The sequence below is a fragment of the Neorhizobium sp. AL 9.2.2 genome (assembly GCF_013317225.1).
In the GTDB taxonomy this organism is placed as follows: Bacteria; Pseudomonadota; Alphaproteobacteria; order Rhizobiales; family Rhizobiaceae; genus Neorhizobium; species Neorhizobium soli.
This window is the reverse complement of record NZ_JAALXU010000001.1, coordinates 1015581-1032742: the sequence shown is the minus strand read 5'-3', so window position 1 is coordinate 1032742 and position 17162 is coordinate 1015581. Positions and strand designations below refer to the sequence as shown.

At 62.9% G+C, this 17162-nt stretch carries 13 protein-coding genes; 2 read left to right on the top strand and 11 right to left on the bottom strand.

Translation table 11 applies throughout. The features are described from left to right. Nucleotides 1–93: 93 nt before the first annotated feature. Both G6K99_RS04945 and G6K99_RS04940 read left to right on the top strand, forming a co-directional pair. On the top strand, nucleotides 94–2448 hold the full coding sequence (locus tag G6K99_RS04945) for a PAS domain-containing sensor histidine kinase (protein ID WP_244631357.1): 2355 nt from the start codon (nucleotides 94–96) through the stop codon (nucleotides 2446–2448). An 85-nt stretch (nucleotides 2449–2533) separates the two neighbouring features. Then, nucleotides 2534–2731, top strand: coding sequence for a hypothetical protein (locus G6K99_RS04940; RefSeq protein WP_174195879.1), 198 nt, complete (start codon nucleotides 2534–2536; stop codon nucleotides 2729–2731). A 29-nt stretch (nucleotides 2732–2760) separates the two neighbouring features. Here G6K99_RS04940 and G6K99_RS04935 read toward each other — a convergent pair whose 3' ends face one another. The 11 genes from G6K99_RS04935 to G6K99_RS04885 all read right to left on the bottom strand — a co-directional run bounded on the left by G6K99_RS04935 (nucleotide 2761) and on the right by G6K99_RS04885 (nucleotide 17127). After that, nucleotides 2761–5721 (bottom strand): bifunctional [glutamine synthetase] adenylyltransferase/[glutamine synthetase]-adenylyl-L-tyrosine phosphorylase, encoded by a 2961-nt coding sequence (locus tag G6K99_RS04935; protein ID WP_174195878.1) that lies wholly within the window; start codon nucleotides 5719–5721, stop codon nucleotides 2761–2763. Between the two features lie 25 nt (nucleotides 5722–5746). After that, entirely contained in the window at nucleotides 5747–7138 is a 1392-nt protein-coding gene (locus tag G6K99_RS04930; RefSeq protein ID WP_174196051.1) for a HAMP domain-containing sensor histidine kinase, read from the bottom strand. Between the two features lie 39 nt (nucleotides 7139–7177). Further along, on the bottom strand, nucleotides 7178–7936 hold the full coding sequence (locus tag G6K99_RS04925; protein WP_274598264.1) for a response regulator transcription factor: 759 nt from the start codon (nucleotides 7934–7936) through the stop codon (nucleotides 7178–7180). Between the two features lie 100 nt (nucleotides 7937–8036). Beyond that, on the bottom strand, nucleotides 8037–9632 hold the full coding sequence (locus G6K99_RS04920) for a Do family serine endopeptidase (RefSeq protein ID WP_174195877.1): 1596 nt from the start codon (nucleotides 9630–9632) through the stop codon (nucleotides 8037–8039). A gap of 158 nt (nucleotides 9633–9790) precedes the next feature. Further along, the gene (locus G6K99_RS04915) at nucleotides 9791–10270 is read right to left on the bottom strand and encodes a cytochrome c-type biogenesis protein (protein ID WP_062453433.1); all 480 of its coding nucleotides are present in this window, start codon (nucleotides 10268–10270) and stop codon (nucleotides 9791–9793) included. A 143-nt stretch (nucleotides 10271–10413) separates the two neighbouring features. Next, nucleotides 10414–12408 carry a heme lyase CcmF/NrfE family subunit gene (locus G6K99_RS04910; RefSeq protein WP_174195875.1) on the bottom strand — a complete coding sequence of 665 codons (1995 nt, stop codon included), beginning with the start codon at nucleotides 12406–12408 and terminating at the stop codon, nucleotides 10414–10416. After that, nucleotides 12405–12956: a cytochrome c maturation protein CcmE gene (ccmE, locus tag G6K99_RS04905; RefSeq protein ID WP_062579716.1), complete on the bottom strand. Its 552-nt coding sequence runs from the start codon at nucleotides 12954–12956 to the stop codon at nucleotides 12405–12407. The genes G6K99_RS04910 and ccmE overlap by 4 nt, the downstream gene beginning before the upstream one ends. Then, complete coding sequence (ccmI, locus tag G6K99_RS04900; RefSeq protein WP_174196050.1) at nucleotides 12953–14149, bottom strand: c-type cytochrome biogenesis protein CcmI; 1197 nt, start codon at nucleotides 14147–14149, stop codon at nucleotides 12953–12955. The genes ccmE and ccmI overlap by 4 nt, the downstream gene beginning before the upstream one ends. A gap of 179 nt (nucleotides 14150–14328) precedes the next feature. Next, nucleotides 14329–14760, bottom strand: coding sequence for a hypothetical protein (locus G6K99_RS04895; RefSeq protein WP_062454768.1), 432 nt, complete (start codon nucleotides 14758–14760; stop codon nucleotides 14329–14331). A gap of 281 nt (nucleotides 14761–15041) precedes the next feature. Next, complete coding sequence (locus tag G6K99_RS04890; RefSeq protein ID WP_062453437.1) at nucleotides 15042–16466, bottom strand: sensor histidine kinase; 1425 nt, start codon at nucleotides 16464–16466, stop codon at nucleotides 15042–15044. After that, nucleotides 16456–17127, bottom strand: coding sequence for a response regulator transcription factor (locus G6K99_RS04885; protein ID WP_062453438.1), 672 nt, complete (start codon nucleotides 17125–17127; stop codon nucleotides 16456–16458). Before G6K99_RS04885 ends, G6K99_RS04890 begins: the two co-directional genes overlap by 11 nt. Between the last annotated feature and the right edge of the window lie 35 nt (nucleotides 17128–17162).

Sequence of the window (17162 nt, the reverse complement as noted above, 5' to 3'; positions counted from 1 at the left end):
AAATGTTACCAACCCTCTGGACACAGAGAATCACTCTGTGATTCATTAGGTTAGATTCGAGCGGCGGCGCAGCGAATCACGACGAGGGATCGGATGACGATGATATCGGGCGTGCAGCGGGAAACCGAGGCCGGGGGATGGTTGCGCTTCAAGTTTCCAGGCTTCAGCAGCCTTGGACGGACGGCTCCGGAGGAAGCTCAGCTTTCCGTCCGGCCGATCGCACAGCAGACGCCGCGCGTCGAGCTGGTGCTGAAGCGTTCCATTCCAATTCTGATCCTTATCTTTCTTGCCGTCGTTGCCGCATCGCGCATTATGGGGATCGTGGGCGAGCATGGCCGGATGGAAGATGCCGCGCGCCAGTCCGCGTCGCTGATGTCCGCGACCGCATCCGCCGCTTTCTCCGGTCAGGAATCGCTGTTTGCTGCAGCCGACCGCCAGACTGCCCAAGCGCGTCTCTCGACATTCCTCGGCCAGGACAAGCTGGAGCGCGGCGCTGTCGTGCTCTTTACCGATACCACCGGCCGGATCTTCGGCGGCATCGGCGATACCGGCAGCTATCTCGGCAAGCGTCTTTCCTCGGTTCTTCCCGAAACCGCAGCCATGCGCCGCGTCGGCGGGTCGGGCACGGTCATCGAGACCTTTTTCGGTGATGTCCCCTACTATGCGTCGATCAAGCCAATCGGCAACGACGGTGCGCTGATCGTAGCGGCCCATTCGCTGGAGACGACGAACGAATTCGTACGTGGCGAAGTCTCGCTCAGCGTCACGATCTTTGCCGGCATTTCGGCCATCCTGCTCGTCATCCTCTATGCCTATTACGCTCAGGTGAAGCGCGCCCGCGACGCCGACGAGACGTTCGTGCAATCGAACCTGCGCATCGAGACGGCGCTGTCGCGCGGTCGCTGCGGCCTGTGGGATTTCGACGTTACTAACCGGCGCCTGTTCTGGTCGGGCTCGATGTACGAGATGCTCGGCTTCCCCCCGGTTGGCAACGTCGTGTCCTTTACCGATGCGGCGCGGATGATGCACCCGACCGATGGCAATCTTTACGCTCTCGCCCGCGCCATCAGCCGCGGCAATGCCAAGCAGGTGGACCAAGTCTTCCGCATGCGCCACGCCGCCGGCCACTATGTGTGGATGCGCGCCCGCGCCCAGGTCGTGCGGATGGCAAACGGTCGCACCCATGTGATCGGCATCGCCATGGATGTGACCGAGCAGCACCGGCTTGCCGAACGCTATGCAGAAGCCGACCAGCGCCTTGCAGACGCCATCGAGTGCACGTCGGAAGCCTTCGTTCTCTGGGACAAGAACGACCGCCTGGTAATGTGCAATACCCATTTCCAGCAGGCCCACGGTCTTCCGGACTCAGTCCTCGTCCCTGGCACCGAACGCAGCACCGTGCTTGGCGCCTCTGCCCGTCCGGTGATCGAACGCCGTGTCGCCGATCCCGATCGCAGCGGCCTGTCGCGCACCACCGAAGTGCAGCTTGCCGATGAACGCTGGCTGCAGATCAACGAACGCCGCACCCGCGATGGCGGCACGGTTTCCGTCGGCACCGACATCACCCTGCTCAAGCGTCACCAGGAACGTCTGCGCGATTCCGAGCGCCGCCTGATGGCGACGATCGGCGATCTCTCCGCCTCGCAGAAGAAGCTCGAGCGCCAGAAGGAAGAGCTTTCGACCGCCAATGCCAATTACCAGGCGGAAAAGGAACGCGCCGAGGCCGCCAACAAGGCGAAGTCGGAATTCCTCGCCAACATGTCCCACGAACTCAGAACGCCGCTCAACGCCATCCTCGGCTTTTCCGAAATCCTCGTGAACGGCATGTTCGGCCCGCTCGGATCCGCCAAATACAGCGAATACTCCCGCGATATCCACGACAGCGGCAAGCATCTCCTCAACGTCATCAACGATATCCTCGACATGTCGAAGATCGAGGCCGGTCACATGCTGATCCAGTCGGAGCCCGTCAACCTGACGCCGCTGATCGAGGAAAGCCTGAGGCTGACGGCGGTGGTCGCGCAGGAAAAGCAGATCGCCATCCGCCAGTGCCTGTCGCCTTCCCTCGACATGATCGGCGATCGCCGGGCGCTGAAACAGGTGATGCTGAACCTCCTCTCCAACGCCGTGAAATTCACCGACGAAGGCGGCCGCATCGAACTGCGCGCAAAGCCGATCAGCGGCGGCATCGTGCTCACCATCGCCGACACCGGCATCGGCATCCCCAAGGCATCGCTGTCGAAGATCGGCCAGCCGTTCGAACAGGTGCAGAGCCAGTATGCCAAGAGCAAAGGCGGCTCCGGCCTCGGCCTCGCCATCTCCCGCTCGCTGATCGCACTCCACGGCGGCACGATGCGGATCCGGTCCGTCATGGGCAAGGGAACCGTGGTGTCGATCCACATCCCTCAAAGCGATGTGATCCAGTTTACGGCAAAGAAGGTGGCTTGAGGAACACCACACGATCAATCCCAGATCGCAATTGACTCGCCCTCACACACCTGCGACCCACTTCGCCTGTTGAAGGAGATCACCTGTGAGCAGCGCTGCAGACGCCCGTATTCCCAAGCTCTGCGAAATTGCTGACGACACGCGAGCAGCGCTTGCGATGATCAACGTCAAACTGGATTCGAAGCCGGATCAGGGTTGGATCATCAATATTATCTGTGTGATCTTCGGGCTGGTGCTTGCAGCAATCGCTGGGACAGCCGAGATATTCACTCTGATCAGATGATCATCTCGGTCAGAACCGGCAGACGGGGCTCAGGCTCTCACCACCTTCTCGAAAACCTTCCGCACCGCCTTGGATAGCCGCTTTACCTCGCCCTCGAGCGTTGACAGATCCGGGCAGTCTCCAGCCCGACAGATGCGCTCAACGAGACCGGATGGCGCATCCTTCGGCTCGAACGGGCCGTCGACACAGAGCCTGATGATCTGCGACAGTTCGCTGAACAACCTGAGTGCCTCGAGGCAGGTATCGAGGTCGCCGGGCGTCATCAGGTCCTTCCCTAACAGTTCCAGCAACTCGCCGGTCGTCGAGCCGTAGGTGGGGACGGTGATGTCCTTCACGGGTGCGACAAGCCGCAGGTACTGGGCGAGGAACTCGATATCGATCAGCCCACCCGGTATCAGCTTCAAGTCCCAGCTATCGCGCGGCGGCTTTTCCTTGCCGATCAGGACCCGCATCTCTGAGACGTCCTTAGCGATCTGGCCGACATCACGGCTTGCCGACAGAACGTCGTCGATCACGTCCCTCACCTCGTCCTGAAGGCTTGCGTCACCGCAGACGAGCCGCGCCCGCGTCAGCGCCATATGCTCCCAGGTCCAGGCTTCCTCGCGCTGATATTTGCCGAAGGCACCGATGCGGGTGGCGACCGGTCCCTTGTTGCCCGAGGGCCGAAGCCGCAGATCCACCTCGAAGATCACGCCTTCCGCCATCGGCGCCGAAAGTGCTGCGACGAGCCGCTGGGTCAGGCGCGTAAAATAGCGTTGCGCGTCGAGCGGCCGCGGACCGTCGCTTTCCGCGACCGCGCTGTCATAGTCGTAGAGGAGGATGAGATCGACATCGGAGCCGGCGGTCAGCTCGAACGAACCGAGCTTGCCCATGCCGAGCACGGCCAACCGACCGCCCGGATAGGCGCCATGCGCCGCCTCGATTTCGGCTGTCACCGCAACCAGAGCTGCCTCGATCAGGAGATCGGCGAGATGGGTAAAGGCGCGACCGGCCTCCTCTCCGGAAATCGACCCGGTCAGCAATCGGATCCCGATCAGGAAACGATGCTCGGCCGCAAAGATCCGCAGCCGGTCCAGTCGATCCTCGTAGTGCCGCGAGCTTGCCAGAAACGCGGTCAGCCGCGAGGCGAGAAAGTCGCGGGTGGGGATCTCGGCCATCAGCCCGGGATCCAGCATGCCGTCGAATACATGCGGTTTGGAGGCGACGATATCGGCCAGCCGCGGCGCGGATGCCATGATCGTTACGATCAGGGACAGAAGAAGCGGATTGTTGCCGATCAGCGAGAACAGCTGGATGCCGGCCGGCAGACCTTTGAGAAAACTGTCGAACCGCAGCAGGGCCTCGTCGGCGCGGCGGCTTTCGCCGATTGCCTTCAGAAGCGCCGGCATCATCTCCGTCAGCCGCTCGCGCGCTTCCGAGGACTGGGTCGCCCGGTAGCGTCCGGAATGCCAGGTCCGGATCACCCGGCTGATGTCGGCCGGACGCTCAAAGCCGAGCCGGCCGAGCGTCTCCAGCGTATCGGGATCGTCCTTCTGGCCGGTAAAGACGAGATTGCCTTCGTAATTTCCGCCCTGGGAAGAAAGCTTTTCCTCCTGCTCGAACAGCCGGGAATAGCGCTTCTCGACGGTCCTCAAAATGGCTTCGAGCCGCGTCGAAAATGCCGCGACGCTGTCGAAGCCAAGCATGAAGGCAATGCGCTTCAGCTCCGCCTCGGTGGTTGGCAGCCGGTGCGTCTGTTCGTCATGCACCATCTGGATGCGGTGCTCCACATCGCGCAGGAACCAGTAGGCATCGGTCAGCGCCGCCGCTATCTCCGGCCTGATCCATTTCGCCTCGGCCAGCGCCTTCAGCGCCGCCTCGGTCTCGCGCGTGCGCAAGGCCGGCATGCGGCCGCCGGCGATCAGCTGCTGGGTCTGCGCAAAGAACTCGATCTCGCGGATGCCGCCGCGGCCGAGCTTGATGTCATGACCTTTGACGGCAATCGCACCGTGGCCCTTGTGCACATGGATCTGCCGCTTGATCGAATGGATATCGGCAATCGCCGCATAGTCGAGATATTTGCGAAACACGAAGGGCGTCAGCAGCTTCAGAAAGCCCTCGCCGGCCACGATATCGCCAGCCACCGGACGGGCCTTGATGAAGGCCGCCCGTTCCCAGTTCTGCCCCCGGCCCTCGTAGTAGATCAGCGCCGCATCCATCGACACGGCAAGCGGCGTCGAACCGGGATCCGGCCTCAGCCGCAGATCGGTGCGGAACACATAGCCGTCTGCGGTGCGCTCCTGCAGAATGCGGATCAGCCGCCGCATCATCCGCCCATAGGTTTCCGAGGCATCCAGCGGGTCTGCAAGAATGCCGGCCTCTGGATCATAGAAGACGACGATGTCGATATCGGAAGAGTAGTTCAGCTCGCGCCCACCCAGCTTGCCCATGCCGAGCACGATCAGGCCCGACCCGCGGCTCGGCTCCGTGGCATCGACGAGCCGGAGCTTGCCGCCCTCATGCGCTGCCAGAAGCAGATGATCGATCGTGGCGGCCGTAGAGGCCTGCGCAAATTCGCTTAGCCAGCGTGTCGTGTCCCTCGCCGAAAAGATCCGTGCAAGATCGGCGAGCGCCAGCAGAAAGCCGAATGCGCGCTTGGCACTGCGCAGCGCCGTCATCACCTCGTTCTCGGACGGGATCCTTGCATCCACCGGTCGCCAGGCGTCTCGCGCTGCGTCAACCAGCGCGGCCAGCGCATCCTCGACCTGCCCGTCGATCGCACCGGCCAGAAGCTTAGGCCTGATCGAAGCCACATCGCGGAGAAACGGTGACAGCGAGAACGCTGCGACAAAAAAGGCCTTGAGCGGCCCATCGGCCTTGACGAGTTCAGCCACGGAAGGCTCGGTCTTGCCGATCTCCTTCAACAGGGAAAGCGCAAGCTTGGCCTCCGCCTGGTTCAGCGGCCGGATCACACCAGCCGCTACGTCGTCGAGCCGGTTTCCGGTCTCCATTCTTTTCCTCCCGCGCTCCGCCAGCCTAGCCCTTCACCACCGGAAACACCATGGTCACCGTCAAGCCGGGAGCCTCAGTGCTCGCCTCGTCGGTCGCGGAGAGCTCCAGCCTTCCGCCATGCAGCCCCATCACTGCCTCGACCAGAGACAGGCCGAGACCCGTTCCGGGCTTGGAACGACTGGCATCCAGCCGGAAGAACCGCTTCGTCACCTCTTCGCGCTTGTCCGCTGGCACGCCCGGACCGTTGTCGCACACGGACAGCCGGATCAGCCCGCCCACTGAGGACAGTTTCACCTTGATCTCGGGAACACCGCCGGCTTCAGCGGCGTATTTGATCGCATTGTCCAGCAGATTGAAGATCGCCTGGCCGATCAGTTCGCGGTTGCCGTTCACGGAAAGGCCGGGCTCGATCTCGGTCACCAGCGCCAGTCCAACCTCGTCGGCCACCGGTTCGTAAAGCTCGGCACAGTCCGCAGAGGCGGCAGAGAGATCGACATCAGACATTTCCGCCGCCATCGAACCCGCCTCGACCCGCGAGATCATCAAAAGTGCGTTGAAGGTCCGGATCAGCTGGTCGCTTTCGCCGATGATCCCCTCAAGCGCATGACGACGCACGTCCTCGCGGTCTTCCGAAAGCGCATCGGCCGCCTTGTTGCGCAGCCGTGTCAGCGGCGTCTTCAAGTCGTGGGCGATGTTGTCGGAAACCTGGCGCAGTCCCTCGTTGAGCTTCTCGATCCGGCCAAGCATAGCGTTGAGCGATTCCGACAGCCGATCGAACTCGTCGCCGGAGCGGCCGACGGGGAGCCGCTGCGACAGGTCGCCGGCCATGATCTTCTGGCTTGCGGCCGACATCCGGTCGATGCGTTTGAGCGCATTGCGGCCGATGCCGAACCAGATGACCAGAGCACCGAGCCCCATGATCGCCAGCGCCACCATCAGTGCCTGGCGCACGATATAGCGGAACCGGCTGGGATCGCCGAGATCGCGGCCGATCATGATCCGGAGCCCGTTGTCGAAGCGCAAGACGTTGGCGATGGCGAGGTGGCGGCGCGCGCCCTGGTTCTCGGAATATGGGGTGTAGCCGAACGGCATGTCCGTCCAGCCTTCCTTGTCGAGAACGCCCGGCTGCACGGAGGCGACATTGCCGGCCAGAATATCGCCGCTCGGACCGGCAATCACATAGAGATTGGCACCCGGCTGGCGGGCGCGACGCTCCATGATGCGCAGCAGAAGGTTGATGCCGCCGCGATCATAGGCGCGCTGAATGTCCTGGATTTCCTCCTGGATCGTCTGGCGCGTCTGCTGCACCAGCGTCTTTTCGGAAAGCGCTGTCACGTAGAACACCAGAAACGCGGCGCAGAGCGCAAAGAGCAGGATGTAGAGTGCCGAAAGCCTGACCGCCGTGGAGCGGAACATCAGCCTGGCGCGGTTGACGATACGGGCAAACACGAAGGCTTACCCCTCGTCCTTGATCATGTAGCCGGCACCGCGAATGGTCTTCAGCAGCGGCTTGTCGAAATCCTTCTCGATCTTCGAGCGAAGCCGCGACACATGCACGTCGATCACATTGGTCTGCGGGTCGAAGTGGTAGTCCCAGACGTTTTCGAGAAGCATCGTGCGGGTCACCACCTGGCCGGCATTCTTCATCAGATATTCGAGAAGACGAAATTCTCGCGGCTGCAACAGGATCTCCTTGCCGGCGCGCTTCACCTCGTGCGACAGCCGGTCGAGTTCCAGATCGCCGACCCGGTAGGCCATGTCCTGTTCCGGCGTGCCCTTGCGCCGGCCGAGAACTTCGACACGCGCCAGAAGCTCGGAGAATGCATAGGGTTTTGGCAGATAGTCGTCGCCGCCGGCGCGCAACCCGGTCACCCGGTCGTCCACCTGGCCAAGCGCCGAGAGGATCAGCACCGGCGCATTGACGCCGCGCTTGCGCAGTTCCGAAATCACCGACAGACCGTCGCGCCGCGGCAGCATGCGGTCGATCACCATCACGTCGTAGGAATTCTCGGTGCCCATGAACAGGCCGCTTTCGCCATCGCTTGCATGGTCGGCAACAATCCCTGCCTCGCGAAAGGCCTTCGTCATGTAGGCCGCAGCCTCGAGATCGTCTTCAATCACCAGAATCTTCATGTGCGGGACAATAGCGTCGCTTGCGATTTTTGCACCAGCGGAATCATCGGAACTGCCGGATTGTGGGATGATCGTCTGCATCTTGAAACTCCATGAACGGTGAAGGGCGCCGACCGTTGCCGGTGGCGCCCTTCATGAGGTCGTCTGGGAGGACCAACCTATTGGGAACCAGTCGCTGACATCAGCTTTCGTCGATCGGCAGGGCCACGAAGCGGCTAGTGCCACCGGCTTCCACCTGGAACAGCGCACGGGTGCGGCCGTCCTTACGGGCCTGCTCGATCACCTTGCCGATGTCATCGGCGGTCGCGACCTTGCGGTTGTTGACCGACAGGATCTTTTCGCCGTTCTTCAGACCACGGGCCGCGGCTTCGCTGTCCGGGTCCACTTCGGTCACGGCAAGGCCGGAACCGTCTTCTGCCGGCGCAACGGTGATGCCGAGCGAGGCGAGCGCCTTGCTGGTCGAGGGAACCGGCGCATCCGGCTGCTTCGGTTCGGCCGAAGCCGCCTCGTCGCTTGCCATGTTGCCGAGCGTCACGGTGACGTCTTGCATCTTGCCTTCGCGCCACAGATCGATCTTCACCTTGGCGTCAGGGCCAAAGCCTGCGATGCGGCGCGACAGTTCGCGGGCATCCTTGATTGCCTGACCGTTGACGGCGGTGATGATGTCACCTTCCTTGATGCCTGCCTTCTGGCCTGGCGAGCCTTCCTGCGGAGCAACGACAAGCGCACCGGCCGCTTCCTTGAGGCCAAGCGAGTCCGCGATATCCTGCGTCACCGGCTGGATCTGCACGCCGAGCCAGCCGCGCGCAACCTTGCCGTCCTTCATCAAGTCGTTGATCACGTCCTTGGCGGTCGAGGCCGGGATCGCGAAGGCGATGCCGACATTGCCGCCCGACGGCGAGAAGATCGCGGTGTTGATACCGACCACCTGGCCGGAAAGGTCAAAGGTCGGGCCGCCGGAATTGCCACGGTTCACGGCCGCATCCACCTGGATGTAGTCGTCGTAAGGGCCGGAGCCGATGTCGCGGCCACGAGCCGAAACGATGCCGGCAGTCACGGTGCCGCCAAGGCCGAACGGGTTGCCGACAGCCACGACCCAGTCGCCGACGCGGGTCTTGGTGTCGTCGGCAAAGGACACGTAGGTGAACTTGCGGCTGGTGGCATCGACCTTCAGCAGCGCGAGATCGGTGCGGCTGTCGCGGCCGACCAGCTTGGCTTCGAGCTCGGTGCCGTCGTTGAGGACGACCGTGTAGGCCTGACCGTCCGAAACGACGTGGTTGTTGGTGACGACATAGCCGTCTTCGGAGATGAAGAAGCCGGAGCCCTGTGCGGTCGGGCGCAGGTGATGCGGACGGTTCGCGCCCGGGCCACCACGCTCGGCGCGGTCACGCGGACCGGCACCGGGGCCGCCGTTCGGGCCGCCGGGAGCATCGGGGCCGCCCTGACCGCCGAATTCCTTGAAGAAGCGCTTCAGCGGATGGTCGTCGGGCAGCTGGTCAAAGCCGCGGCCGCCGAAGTTGAAGGAAAAGTTGTTGCCGCCTTCATCGGCAGTCTCCTGCGGCTCGTCCGACTGAACGCGAACGGACACGACGGCGGGCGATACGGCGGAGACCACGTCGGCAAAGCTCGGCGCCTGGGGCGCGGTCACGCTGACGGGGGCCGCGAAGGATGCGGTCACCTGGGCCGGAATGCCGGTCGACAGCATGACGGCCGCAAGGCCGGCTACGGTGGAAGTCTTGAGAACCGTCTTCAGGGAGGGACGTTTAATGGTGCGCATCTGAGCTACCTTCTTCTTCTCGTCAGTCTTGGTGTTGCCGGAGGTCCGGCGGCGGTGGTTGAGAAGAGATATAGGAGCCTGCACCTTAACTGCACGTGTCGGCGGCATGAATTGTTGGTAATGTTCGAAATTCTTGCAGCCTTGAGAAACGGCAGGCCTTACCGCTTCAACAGCTCGTCGATCCGCTTCTTTTCGGCATCTGTCAGAGCCGCGATGGAGCGTGTGTTTGGCCGGGTGCGGATAAAGACGAACAGCGCGACGATGCCGATCACCAGCGCCCCGATCGGCAGCGCCCAGAGAATGATCGTCCTTGCGCTCACACGCGGATTGAGCAGCACGAACTCGCCGTAGCGGGAGACGACATAATCAATCACCTGCCCGTCCGTATCCCCATCCGTCAACCGCTCGCGCACCAGCACGCGAAGATCACGCGCCAACTCCGCATTGCTGTCGTCAATCGACTGGTTCTGGCAGACCATGCAGCGCAACTGCGTCGAAATCTGCCGCGCCCGCTGTTCCAGCGCCGGATCCTTGAGGATCTCATCCGGATTGACGGCGAAGGCGGGAAGCGGTGCGAGTAGCAGGAAGAGCGCAAGCAGAGCCTGGCATGATCTGCGCAAACCCCATCCTCCCCTCATTCCTGTGCTCGTCACAGGAATCCAGGCACGGCGCGTCCGCGCTGTGAAAGAACCCGCTGTTTCAATTGCGTCTTTTGCGCCCAGAGACCCGGGCGCGCTGGATTGCGGTGACAAGCACAGGAATGAGGGAAGCCGCGAATGTTTCATTCCGCCGGCTCCAGCCCACCCTTCGGCGTCACCACCTTCGGCCGCTTGGCCGGCGCGCCGACCCTCAGCCTGCGATCGGACAGCGACACGAACCCGCCCACCATCATGATCAGGCATCCGCCCCAGATGCACAGGATGAACGGCTTCCACCAGATCCGCACGACAATCCCGCCGCTATCCATGGGGTCGCCGAGCGACACATAGAGCTGGCTGAGACCGAAGGTGAGAATACCGGCCTCAGTCGTCGGCATGCGCCGCGCCGTGTAGAGCCGCTTCGAGGACCAGACGTCGGCGACGGTTGCGCCGCCCTTGCGCGCGGTAAAATGCCCGCGGCTTTCGGTGAAGTTCGGGCCGACAGCATCGCGGAACCCGTCAAAGGTCAGCGAATAGCCACCAGCCTCTGCCGTCTGCCCCTGCTTCATCTCGACCACCGTCTCGGTGCCGAATGTCGTTGCCGCAAAAATCCCGAGCACGGTGACGCCCATCCCGAAATGCGCGAGTGCCGTTCCGAACGCCGAGCGCGGCAGGCCCCGGACGCGTCGAAGGCCCGTCGCGAAGCCGACCTTGCCGAAATTGCCGCGATACCAGAGATCGGCGATCGCGCCGAACATGCCCCAGAAACCGAGCGCCAGCCCGAAGATCGACAGGACCGGCCCTCCGCCCTGGAAATACGCGAAGGCGAGACCGGCCGCGAGCGACAGTCCGGCAAACACGTAGAGCCGCTGCAGAGCGCCCAGCAGATCTCCGCGCTTCCAGGCCAGCACCGGGCCGAACGGCACGGCGATCAGAAGCGGCAGCATCAGTAACCCGAAGGTCATGTTGAAGAAAGGTGCGCCGACGGAGATCTTTTCGCCGGTCAGCGTCTCCAGCACCAGCGGGTAGAGCGTGCCGGTCAGAACAGTGGCAGTTGCCACGGTCAGGATCAGGTTGTTCAGCACCAGCGCGCCCTCGCGCGAGATCGGCGCAAACAGTCCGCCCGCCTTCAGGCTCGGCGCCCGCCAGGCAAACAGCGAAAACGCACCACCGATAAATACCGCAAGGATGCAGAGAATGAAGATGCCGCGGGTCGGGTCGGACGCAAACGAATGCACCGAGGTCAGCACGCCCGACCGCACCAGGAAGGTTCCAAGCAGCGACAGCGAAAAGGTCATGATCGCCAGAAGCACCGTCCAGATCTTCAGCGCCTCACGCTTTTCCATCACCAGTGCCGAATGCAGCATTGCGGTGCCCGCAAGCCACGGCATGAAGGAAGCGTTCTCGACCGGATCCCAGAACCACCAGCCGCCCCAGCCGAGTTCGTAATAAGCCCAGTAGGAGCCCATCGCGATGCCGGCGGTGAGGAATGTCCAGGCCGCCAGCGTCCACGGCCGCACCCAGCGCGCCCAGGCGGCATCGATACGCCCCTCGATCAGCGCCGCGACGGCAAACGAGAAGCACACTGAAAAGCCGACATAGCCGAGGTAAAGCAGCGGCGGATGGATGGCGAGGCCGATATCCTGCAGCACCGGGTTCAGGTCCTGCCCTTCCGCAGGCGCCGGGTCGAACCGCAGGAACGGGTTGGACGAGAGCAGGATGAACAGCAGGAAGGCCGAGGATATCCAGGCCTGAACCGCCAGAACATTGGCTTTCAGCGTATCGGGCAGATTGCCGCCGAACCCTGCCACCAGCGCCGAAAACAAAGCGAGGATCAGCAGCCAGAGCAGCATCGACCCTTCGTGATTGCCCCAGACGCCGGAGAATTTGTAGATCATCGGCATCATCGAATGGGAGTTTTCCCAGACGTTCTTGACCGAAAAATCCGACACCATATAGGCCCAGGTGAGTGCCGCAAACGCGATGACCACCAGAGCGAACAGCGTCAGCGACCCAATCGTTGCCAGCGCCATCATCGCGGGATCGCGACGCCTGGCACCGATCATCGGCAGGGTGGATACGATCAGCGCGGTGGCAAGCGCCAGAACCAGCGCGTAATGGCCGATCTCGACGATCATTGTCTGGTCACTCCCTCGGCGGACGTCCCCGGCATCTGCAGCATCACCTGCGGCTTGCCGTCGGTCTTGTTTTCCGGCTGCGCCGCATCCTTTTTCGGCGCCATGCCCTTGCCGGTCCCGTCTTCCCAGACACCGTCCTTCTTCAGCCGATCGGCCACTTCCTTCGGCATGTAGTTCTCGTCATGCTTGGCCAGCACGCTGTCGGCCGTAAACCGGGTGCCGCCGTCGAACACGCCTTCGGTCACCACGCCCTGCCCCTCGCGAAACAGGTCGGGCAGAATGCCGGTGTAGCTGACATCGACCTTGCCGGTACCATCGGTCACGGTAAAGCTCACCGTCGATCCCTGCCCGCGCTTGACCGATCCCTCTTCCACCAGCCCGCCGAGCCTAATGCGCGTTCCCGGCTGGATATCGGTCTTGGCCAGATCGCCCGGCATGAAGAAATACGCGACCGACTGCGAGAAGGCGAACATGACCAGCAGCACCGCAATCGTGACGAAGCTCATGCCGCCCAGAATCACCGCCATGCGTTTCTGCTTGCGTGTCATGGTCTTGCTCCCTCGGGCGCCGGCGATGCATCCGCATCGAGCCCGATTTCCTTGCCAAGCGCCAGCAGACGCTTGCCATCATTGCCGTCAGGCGGAAACTGCGCCAGTCCGGTCGAAAGTGCGTCGCGGGCCTTTGCCTCGTCGCCCAGCACCGCATAGGAGCGCACCAGCCGCAGCCAGCCCTCGATATTGTCGGGCTCGTCCTTGAGCTTTGCGGCGAGACTGTCGACCATGCCGGCAATCATCACTTTACGATCACCCTGCGACAAGTCCTGCGCTGCCGCAACATCTTCCTGTGTCGGTCCTCCGAGCGAAGGGGCCGCAGGCTTTGCCGCCAAAGGCGTCCCGCCGTTCTTGACGATATGTTCGTCGAGCAGACCCTTCCACGGCGCATCGGCAGGGGTTGCGCTCGCAAGCTCCTCGAAGGCCGCGCGTGCCTCGTCCTTCCTCCCGCCCTGCTCAAGCCCGAGTGCTGCATAAAAGCGCGAGCGCGGGTCAGCCGGATCGAGTTTCACCGCCTGCTCGAATGCCTGGCGCGCCGCTTCGGTGACGATCCCGTCATTGGCAACGACCAGCGTTTCGCCAAGGCCCGAATAGCGGGCATTGCTCGGACCGATGAACCGGATCGCATTGCGATAGGCAAGTTCGGCGTCACCAGCCCGGTCCAACCGCAGATAGATCGGCGCCAGAATATCCCAGCCCGCGCCATCGGTCGGATTTTCGGCCAGGTGCCGCTCCACCTTGGTGACTAGCAGCGCGATATTGTTGCCGGGGTTTTCGAGGCGGGCCTGTAGCGGCTGGTCCGGGATGCCGGGATTTCCGAGGCTCAAGTAAAAACAGAGCCCCAATGCCGGCGGCACGACGGTGACGAGTGCCGTGGCGATCCGGTGCTTCCTGTTGGCGATGCCGCCGGTTTTGTCCTGATCGTTTTCGGCCGCAGCGGCAATCAGCCGGCGTCCAACCTCGGCGCGGGCGTTCTCCGCCTCCTCAGTGCTGATCAACCCGCCCTCGCGATCGCGGTCGATTTCCCGCAGCTGGTCGCGATAGACTTCGACCTCGCCGGCTCTCGTAGAATTGCCCCGAGCGGCATTCGATACGCCGGAGGCAGCCGCCGAAGCGCTGCGCGCAAACGGCAGGAGAAGGGCGGCTGCGACGGCAGCCGTCAGCAGCGCGAGAACGATCCACAAATACATCATCGCCCATTACCGCAATCGGTGACGCTTTCCAATGGCCGGCCAGTGGTCTAGCGCGCGTTGACGCGAATTTGACGGGTATTGCCGCAGCCGGCAAGCGTTCCCCTAGCAGCAAAGATGGAGACCGCTCCCGACAGCATCGGCAACGGTTTTTTATTTTCCGCGTCTGATCGGGATTGTCAGGTCAGCGGCGTCCATGTGCCGCTGGCGTTGCGGCAGGCTGCCCCCCGCGACATCAGTTCCTTGCCGGCGGCCGTGACGGTGTGGCGATACTGGCGGCAGTTCTGCGAGCCGACCTGGAACGGAGCGTTGGCGATCACTTCGCCGCTCGCATCGTCACCCTTCCACTTGATCGTCTGGCCGACGGCACTGCCTTCAAGCGCGCGGTATTCCGCCTCAAGCGCCCGCGTCCGATCGCTGCTGGAGAGCTCGGCGCCGGTGCGCCCGACGATCCCGCCCTGCAGCGCCGTGATATAGGCAGCCGAACTTGACGGCCGTTGCGACAGCAGGCCTTTCGGGGCGCCCGCCGCGGTGGAACTGGTGTTGCACCCTGCCAGCAGGCCGGCAATCGTCATGAATGTTGCTGCAGTGAGGAGATGTGACAACCGCATCGTGTCGGGAACCGCGCTCGTTTCGTTTTCAGGATCGGAACCGGCATCATTCGGTTTCCGGCTTGGCGCCATTATGACGCTATTGGGTCGGAACTGAAATGCTGCGATTGTCGCCTCTCCTATTTGTGCGCAGTTCTTGTTGTCGCCGCATCGTCACGGCATGATGTGCCACTGGCTGTAGACAAGATATAGCAGGCGCTCCGTCCGTCCAGAACCGTCGGAAGCAAGTGCGGCGTCGTTGCCCATCGGCCACAGTTTTCTTCCCTCAACCAGCCTTGTACTCAGCCGGCGACTTCCTTGATCATGCCCGGCAGCAGCAACTGGGTCCGAAGGCCACCGCGCACCCCGCGCGTCATCTCCAGCTCGCCCTGATATTCGCTGACGATCTCGCTTACAATCGACAGTCCCAGCCCGGCGCCCGGCTTGCTCTCGTCCAGCCGCCTGCCGCGCTTGACCGCTTCGGTGATCTGGTCGGGATTGAGACCCGGCCCGTCGTCTTCGACGGCCATCTCGATCCAGGGACGCTTGGCCGCCTCTCCTTCTGCCTTTTCCGGTGGCGCTGTTGCAAGCGCTGCCGTCACCCAGACGCCGGTGCGACAGAACCGTGCGGAGTTTTCCAACAGGTTTCCGATCGTCTCCTCGACATCCTGTTGCTCCAGCGCAAGCGCTGCGCCCGGCGGATAGACGGAAAGGTGGAATTCCTTGTCGGGGTTGAGGCGGCGCATGACCCGCACCAGCCGTTCCAGCACCGGCTCGATATCCGTGCGCGCCAGAAGCGAGTTGCGCTGTGCCGCGATCCGGGCGCGATTCAGATAGGATTGCACCTGCGCCTGCATCGTCTCGGCCTGCGAGCGGACGAGATCGGACTGCACCTTGTCGAGCATGCGCGATTCGTTGAGCAGAACCGCGATCGGCGTCTTCAGCGAATGCGCGAGATTGCCGACCTGCATGCGGGCCCGCTCGACGATGCGGCGGTTGCTTTCGATCAAAGCATTGATGTCGTTTGCCAAGGGCATGATTTCGCGGGGAAATTCTCCCTCCAGATGCTCCGCCTCACTGCGCCTCACCCGCTCCAGCGAGCGGCGCGCCGCATCAAGCGGCTGCAATCCGTAGAGGATGGCGAGGCCGTTGACGATCAGGCTGCCGATGCCGAACACGCCGAGCGCGATATAGAGGCTGCGCGAAAAGCTGCGGATATCGTCTTCCACGGCATCGAGATTGCCCGAAACGCGAAACCGCGCCGCGCGTCCCTCGCCGTCCAGAACCACTTCGGTTTCCGCGACCAGAACATGGTTCCCGAAAGCGTCGCGGGTCGGATAGAAACGCTCGTAGCGATTGTTGAACGGCGCCTGCAGGATCGACGGCACTGTGATGTTGGAGGTCCCGAGCGACGAGGACGAGATCGCCGTCGCGGCAAACGTGCCGAGCGGTTCGATGATCCAGTACCATCCGGTCTCCGGCTGCGAGAAACGCAGGTCGCCCAGTTGGGGGTTGCCGATCAGCTTGTTGTCCTCGCCGATCGTCACGGAATTGATGACGTTATAGAGCTGCGCTCGCAAAAGGTCGGTAAACGAGCGTTCGGCGGACTGGCGGTAGAGCTGCGAAATGACGATCGAGATCACCACCAGCGCCACCGCCGACCAGGTGGTTGCCAGAAGCAGAACGCGAGCGGTGAGCGAGCGGGGCCCTATCCGCTTAATGCGCATCGTTGGGCGCTTGCATGCGGTAGCCGAGGCCCCGCACGGTTTCGATCAGGTCGACACCGATCTTCTTGCGCAGGCGCCCGACAAACACTTCGATCGTGTTGGAATCGCGGTCGAAATCCTGGTCGTACATGTGCTCCACAAGCTCGGTGCGCGACACGACCTGGCCCATGTGATGCATCAGGTAGGAGAGAAGCCGGAACTCGTGCGAGGTCAGCTTCAACTGTATCCCATCGACGCTTGCCTTCGATGCCTTGGTATCGAGACGAACCGGACCGCAGATGATCTCGGACGACGAATGCCCCGCAGCACGCCGGATAAGCGCACGCACGCGCGCAAGCACTTCTTCCACATGGAAGGGTTTTGCCACATAATCGTCGGCGCCGGCATCGATACCCGACACCTTGTCGCTCCACCGGTCACGCGCCGTCAGCATCAGCACCGGCATGCCCTTGCCCGCCTCACGCCACTTCTCGACAACGGTGATGCCGTCCATCTGCGGCAGTCCGATGTCGAGGATCACGGCGTCGTAGGGCTCGGTCTCGCCGAGATAGTGCCCTTCTTCGCCGTCGAAGGCCTGATCGACCACATAGCCGGATTCCTTCAACGCGTCGGAAAGCTGGCGGTTGAGGTTGACGTCGTCTTCGACCACGAGAATACGCATGAAACTGTCCTGAAAATCACTGCGGGCCCCGCCGC

Bases quoted from the DNA above. Each gene is read 5' to 3' on its own strand.
- G6K99_RS04885 (WP_062453438.1), bottom strand. From the start codon at position 17,127: ATGCGTATTCTCGTGGTCGAAGACGACGTCAACCTCAACCGCCAGCTT.
- G6K99_RS04915 (WP_062453433.1), bottom strand. From the start codon at position 10,270: ATGAGGGGAGGATGGGGTTTGCGCAGATCATGCCAGGCTCTGCTTGCG.
- ccmI (WP_174196050.1), bottom strand. From the start codon at position 14,149: ATGTATTTGTGGATCGTTCTCGCGCTGCTGACGGCTGCCGTCGCAGCC.
- ccmE (WP_062579716.1), bottom strand. From the start codon at position 12,956: ATGACACGCAAGCAGAAACGCATGGCGGTGATTCTGGGCGGCATGAGC.
- G6K99_RS04945 (WP_244631357.1), top strand. From the start codon at position 94: ATGACGATGATATCGGGCGTGCAGCGGGAAACCGAGGCCGGGGGATGG.
- G6K99_RS04930 (WP_174196051.1), bottom strand. From the start codon at position 7,138: ATGTTCCGCTCCACGGCGGTCAGGCTTTCGGCACTCTACATCCTGCTC.
- G6K99_RS04925 (WP_274598264.1), bottom strand. From the start codon at position 7,936: ATGCAGACGATCATCCCACAATCCGGCAGTTCCGATGATTCCGCTGGT.
- G6K99_RS04920 (WP_174195877.1), bottom strand. From the start codon at position 9,632: ATGCGCACCATTAAACGTCCCTCCCTGAAGACGGTTCTCAAGACTTCC.
- G6K99_RS04935 (WP_174195878.1), bottom strand. From the start codon at position 5,721: ATGGAGACCGGAAACCGGCTCGACGACGTAGCGGCTGGTGTGATCCGG.
- G6K99_RS04910 (WP_174195875.1), bottom strand. From the start codon at position 12,408: ATGATCGTCGAGATCGGCCATTACGCGCTGGTTCTGGCGCTTGCCACC.
- G6K99_RS04895 (WP_062454768.1), bottom strand. From the start codon at position 14,760: ATGCGGTTGTCACATCTCCTCACTGCAGCAACATTCATGACGATTGCC.
- G6K99_RS04890 (WP_062453437.1), bottom strand. From the start codon at position 16,466: ATGCGCATTAAGCGGATAGGGCCCCGCTCGCTCACCGCTCGCGTTCTG.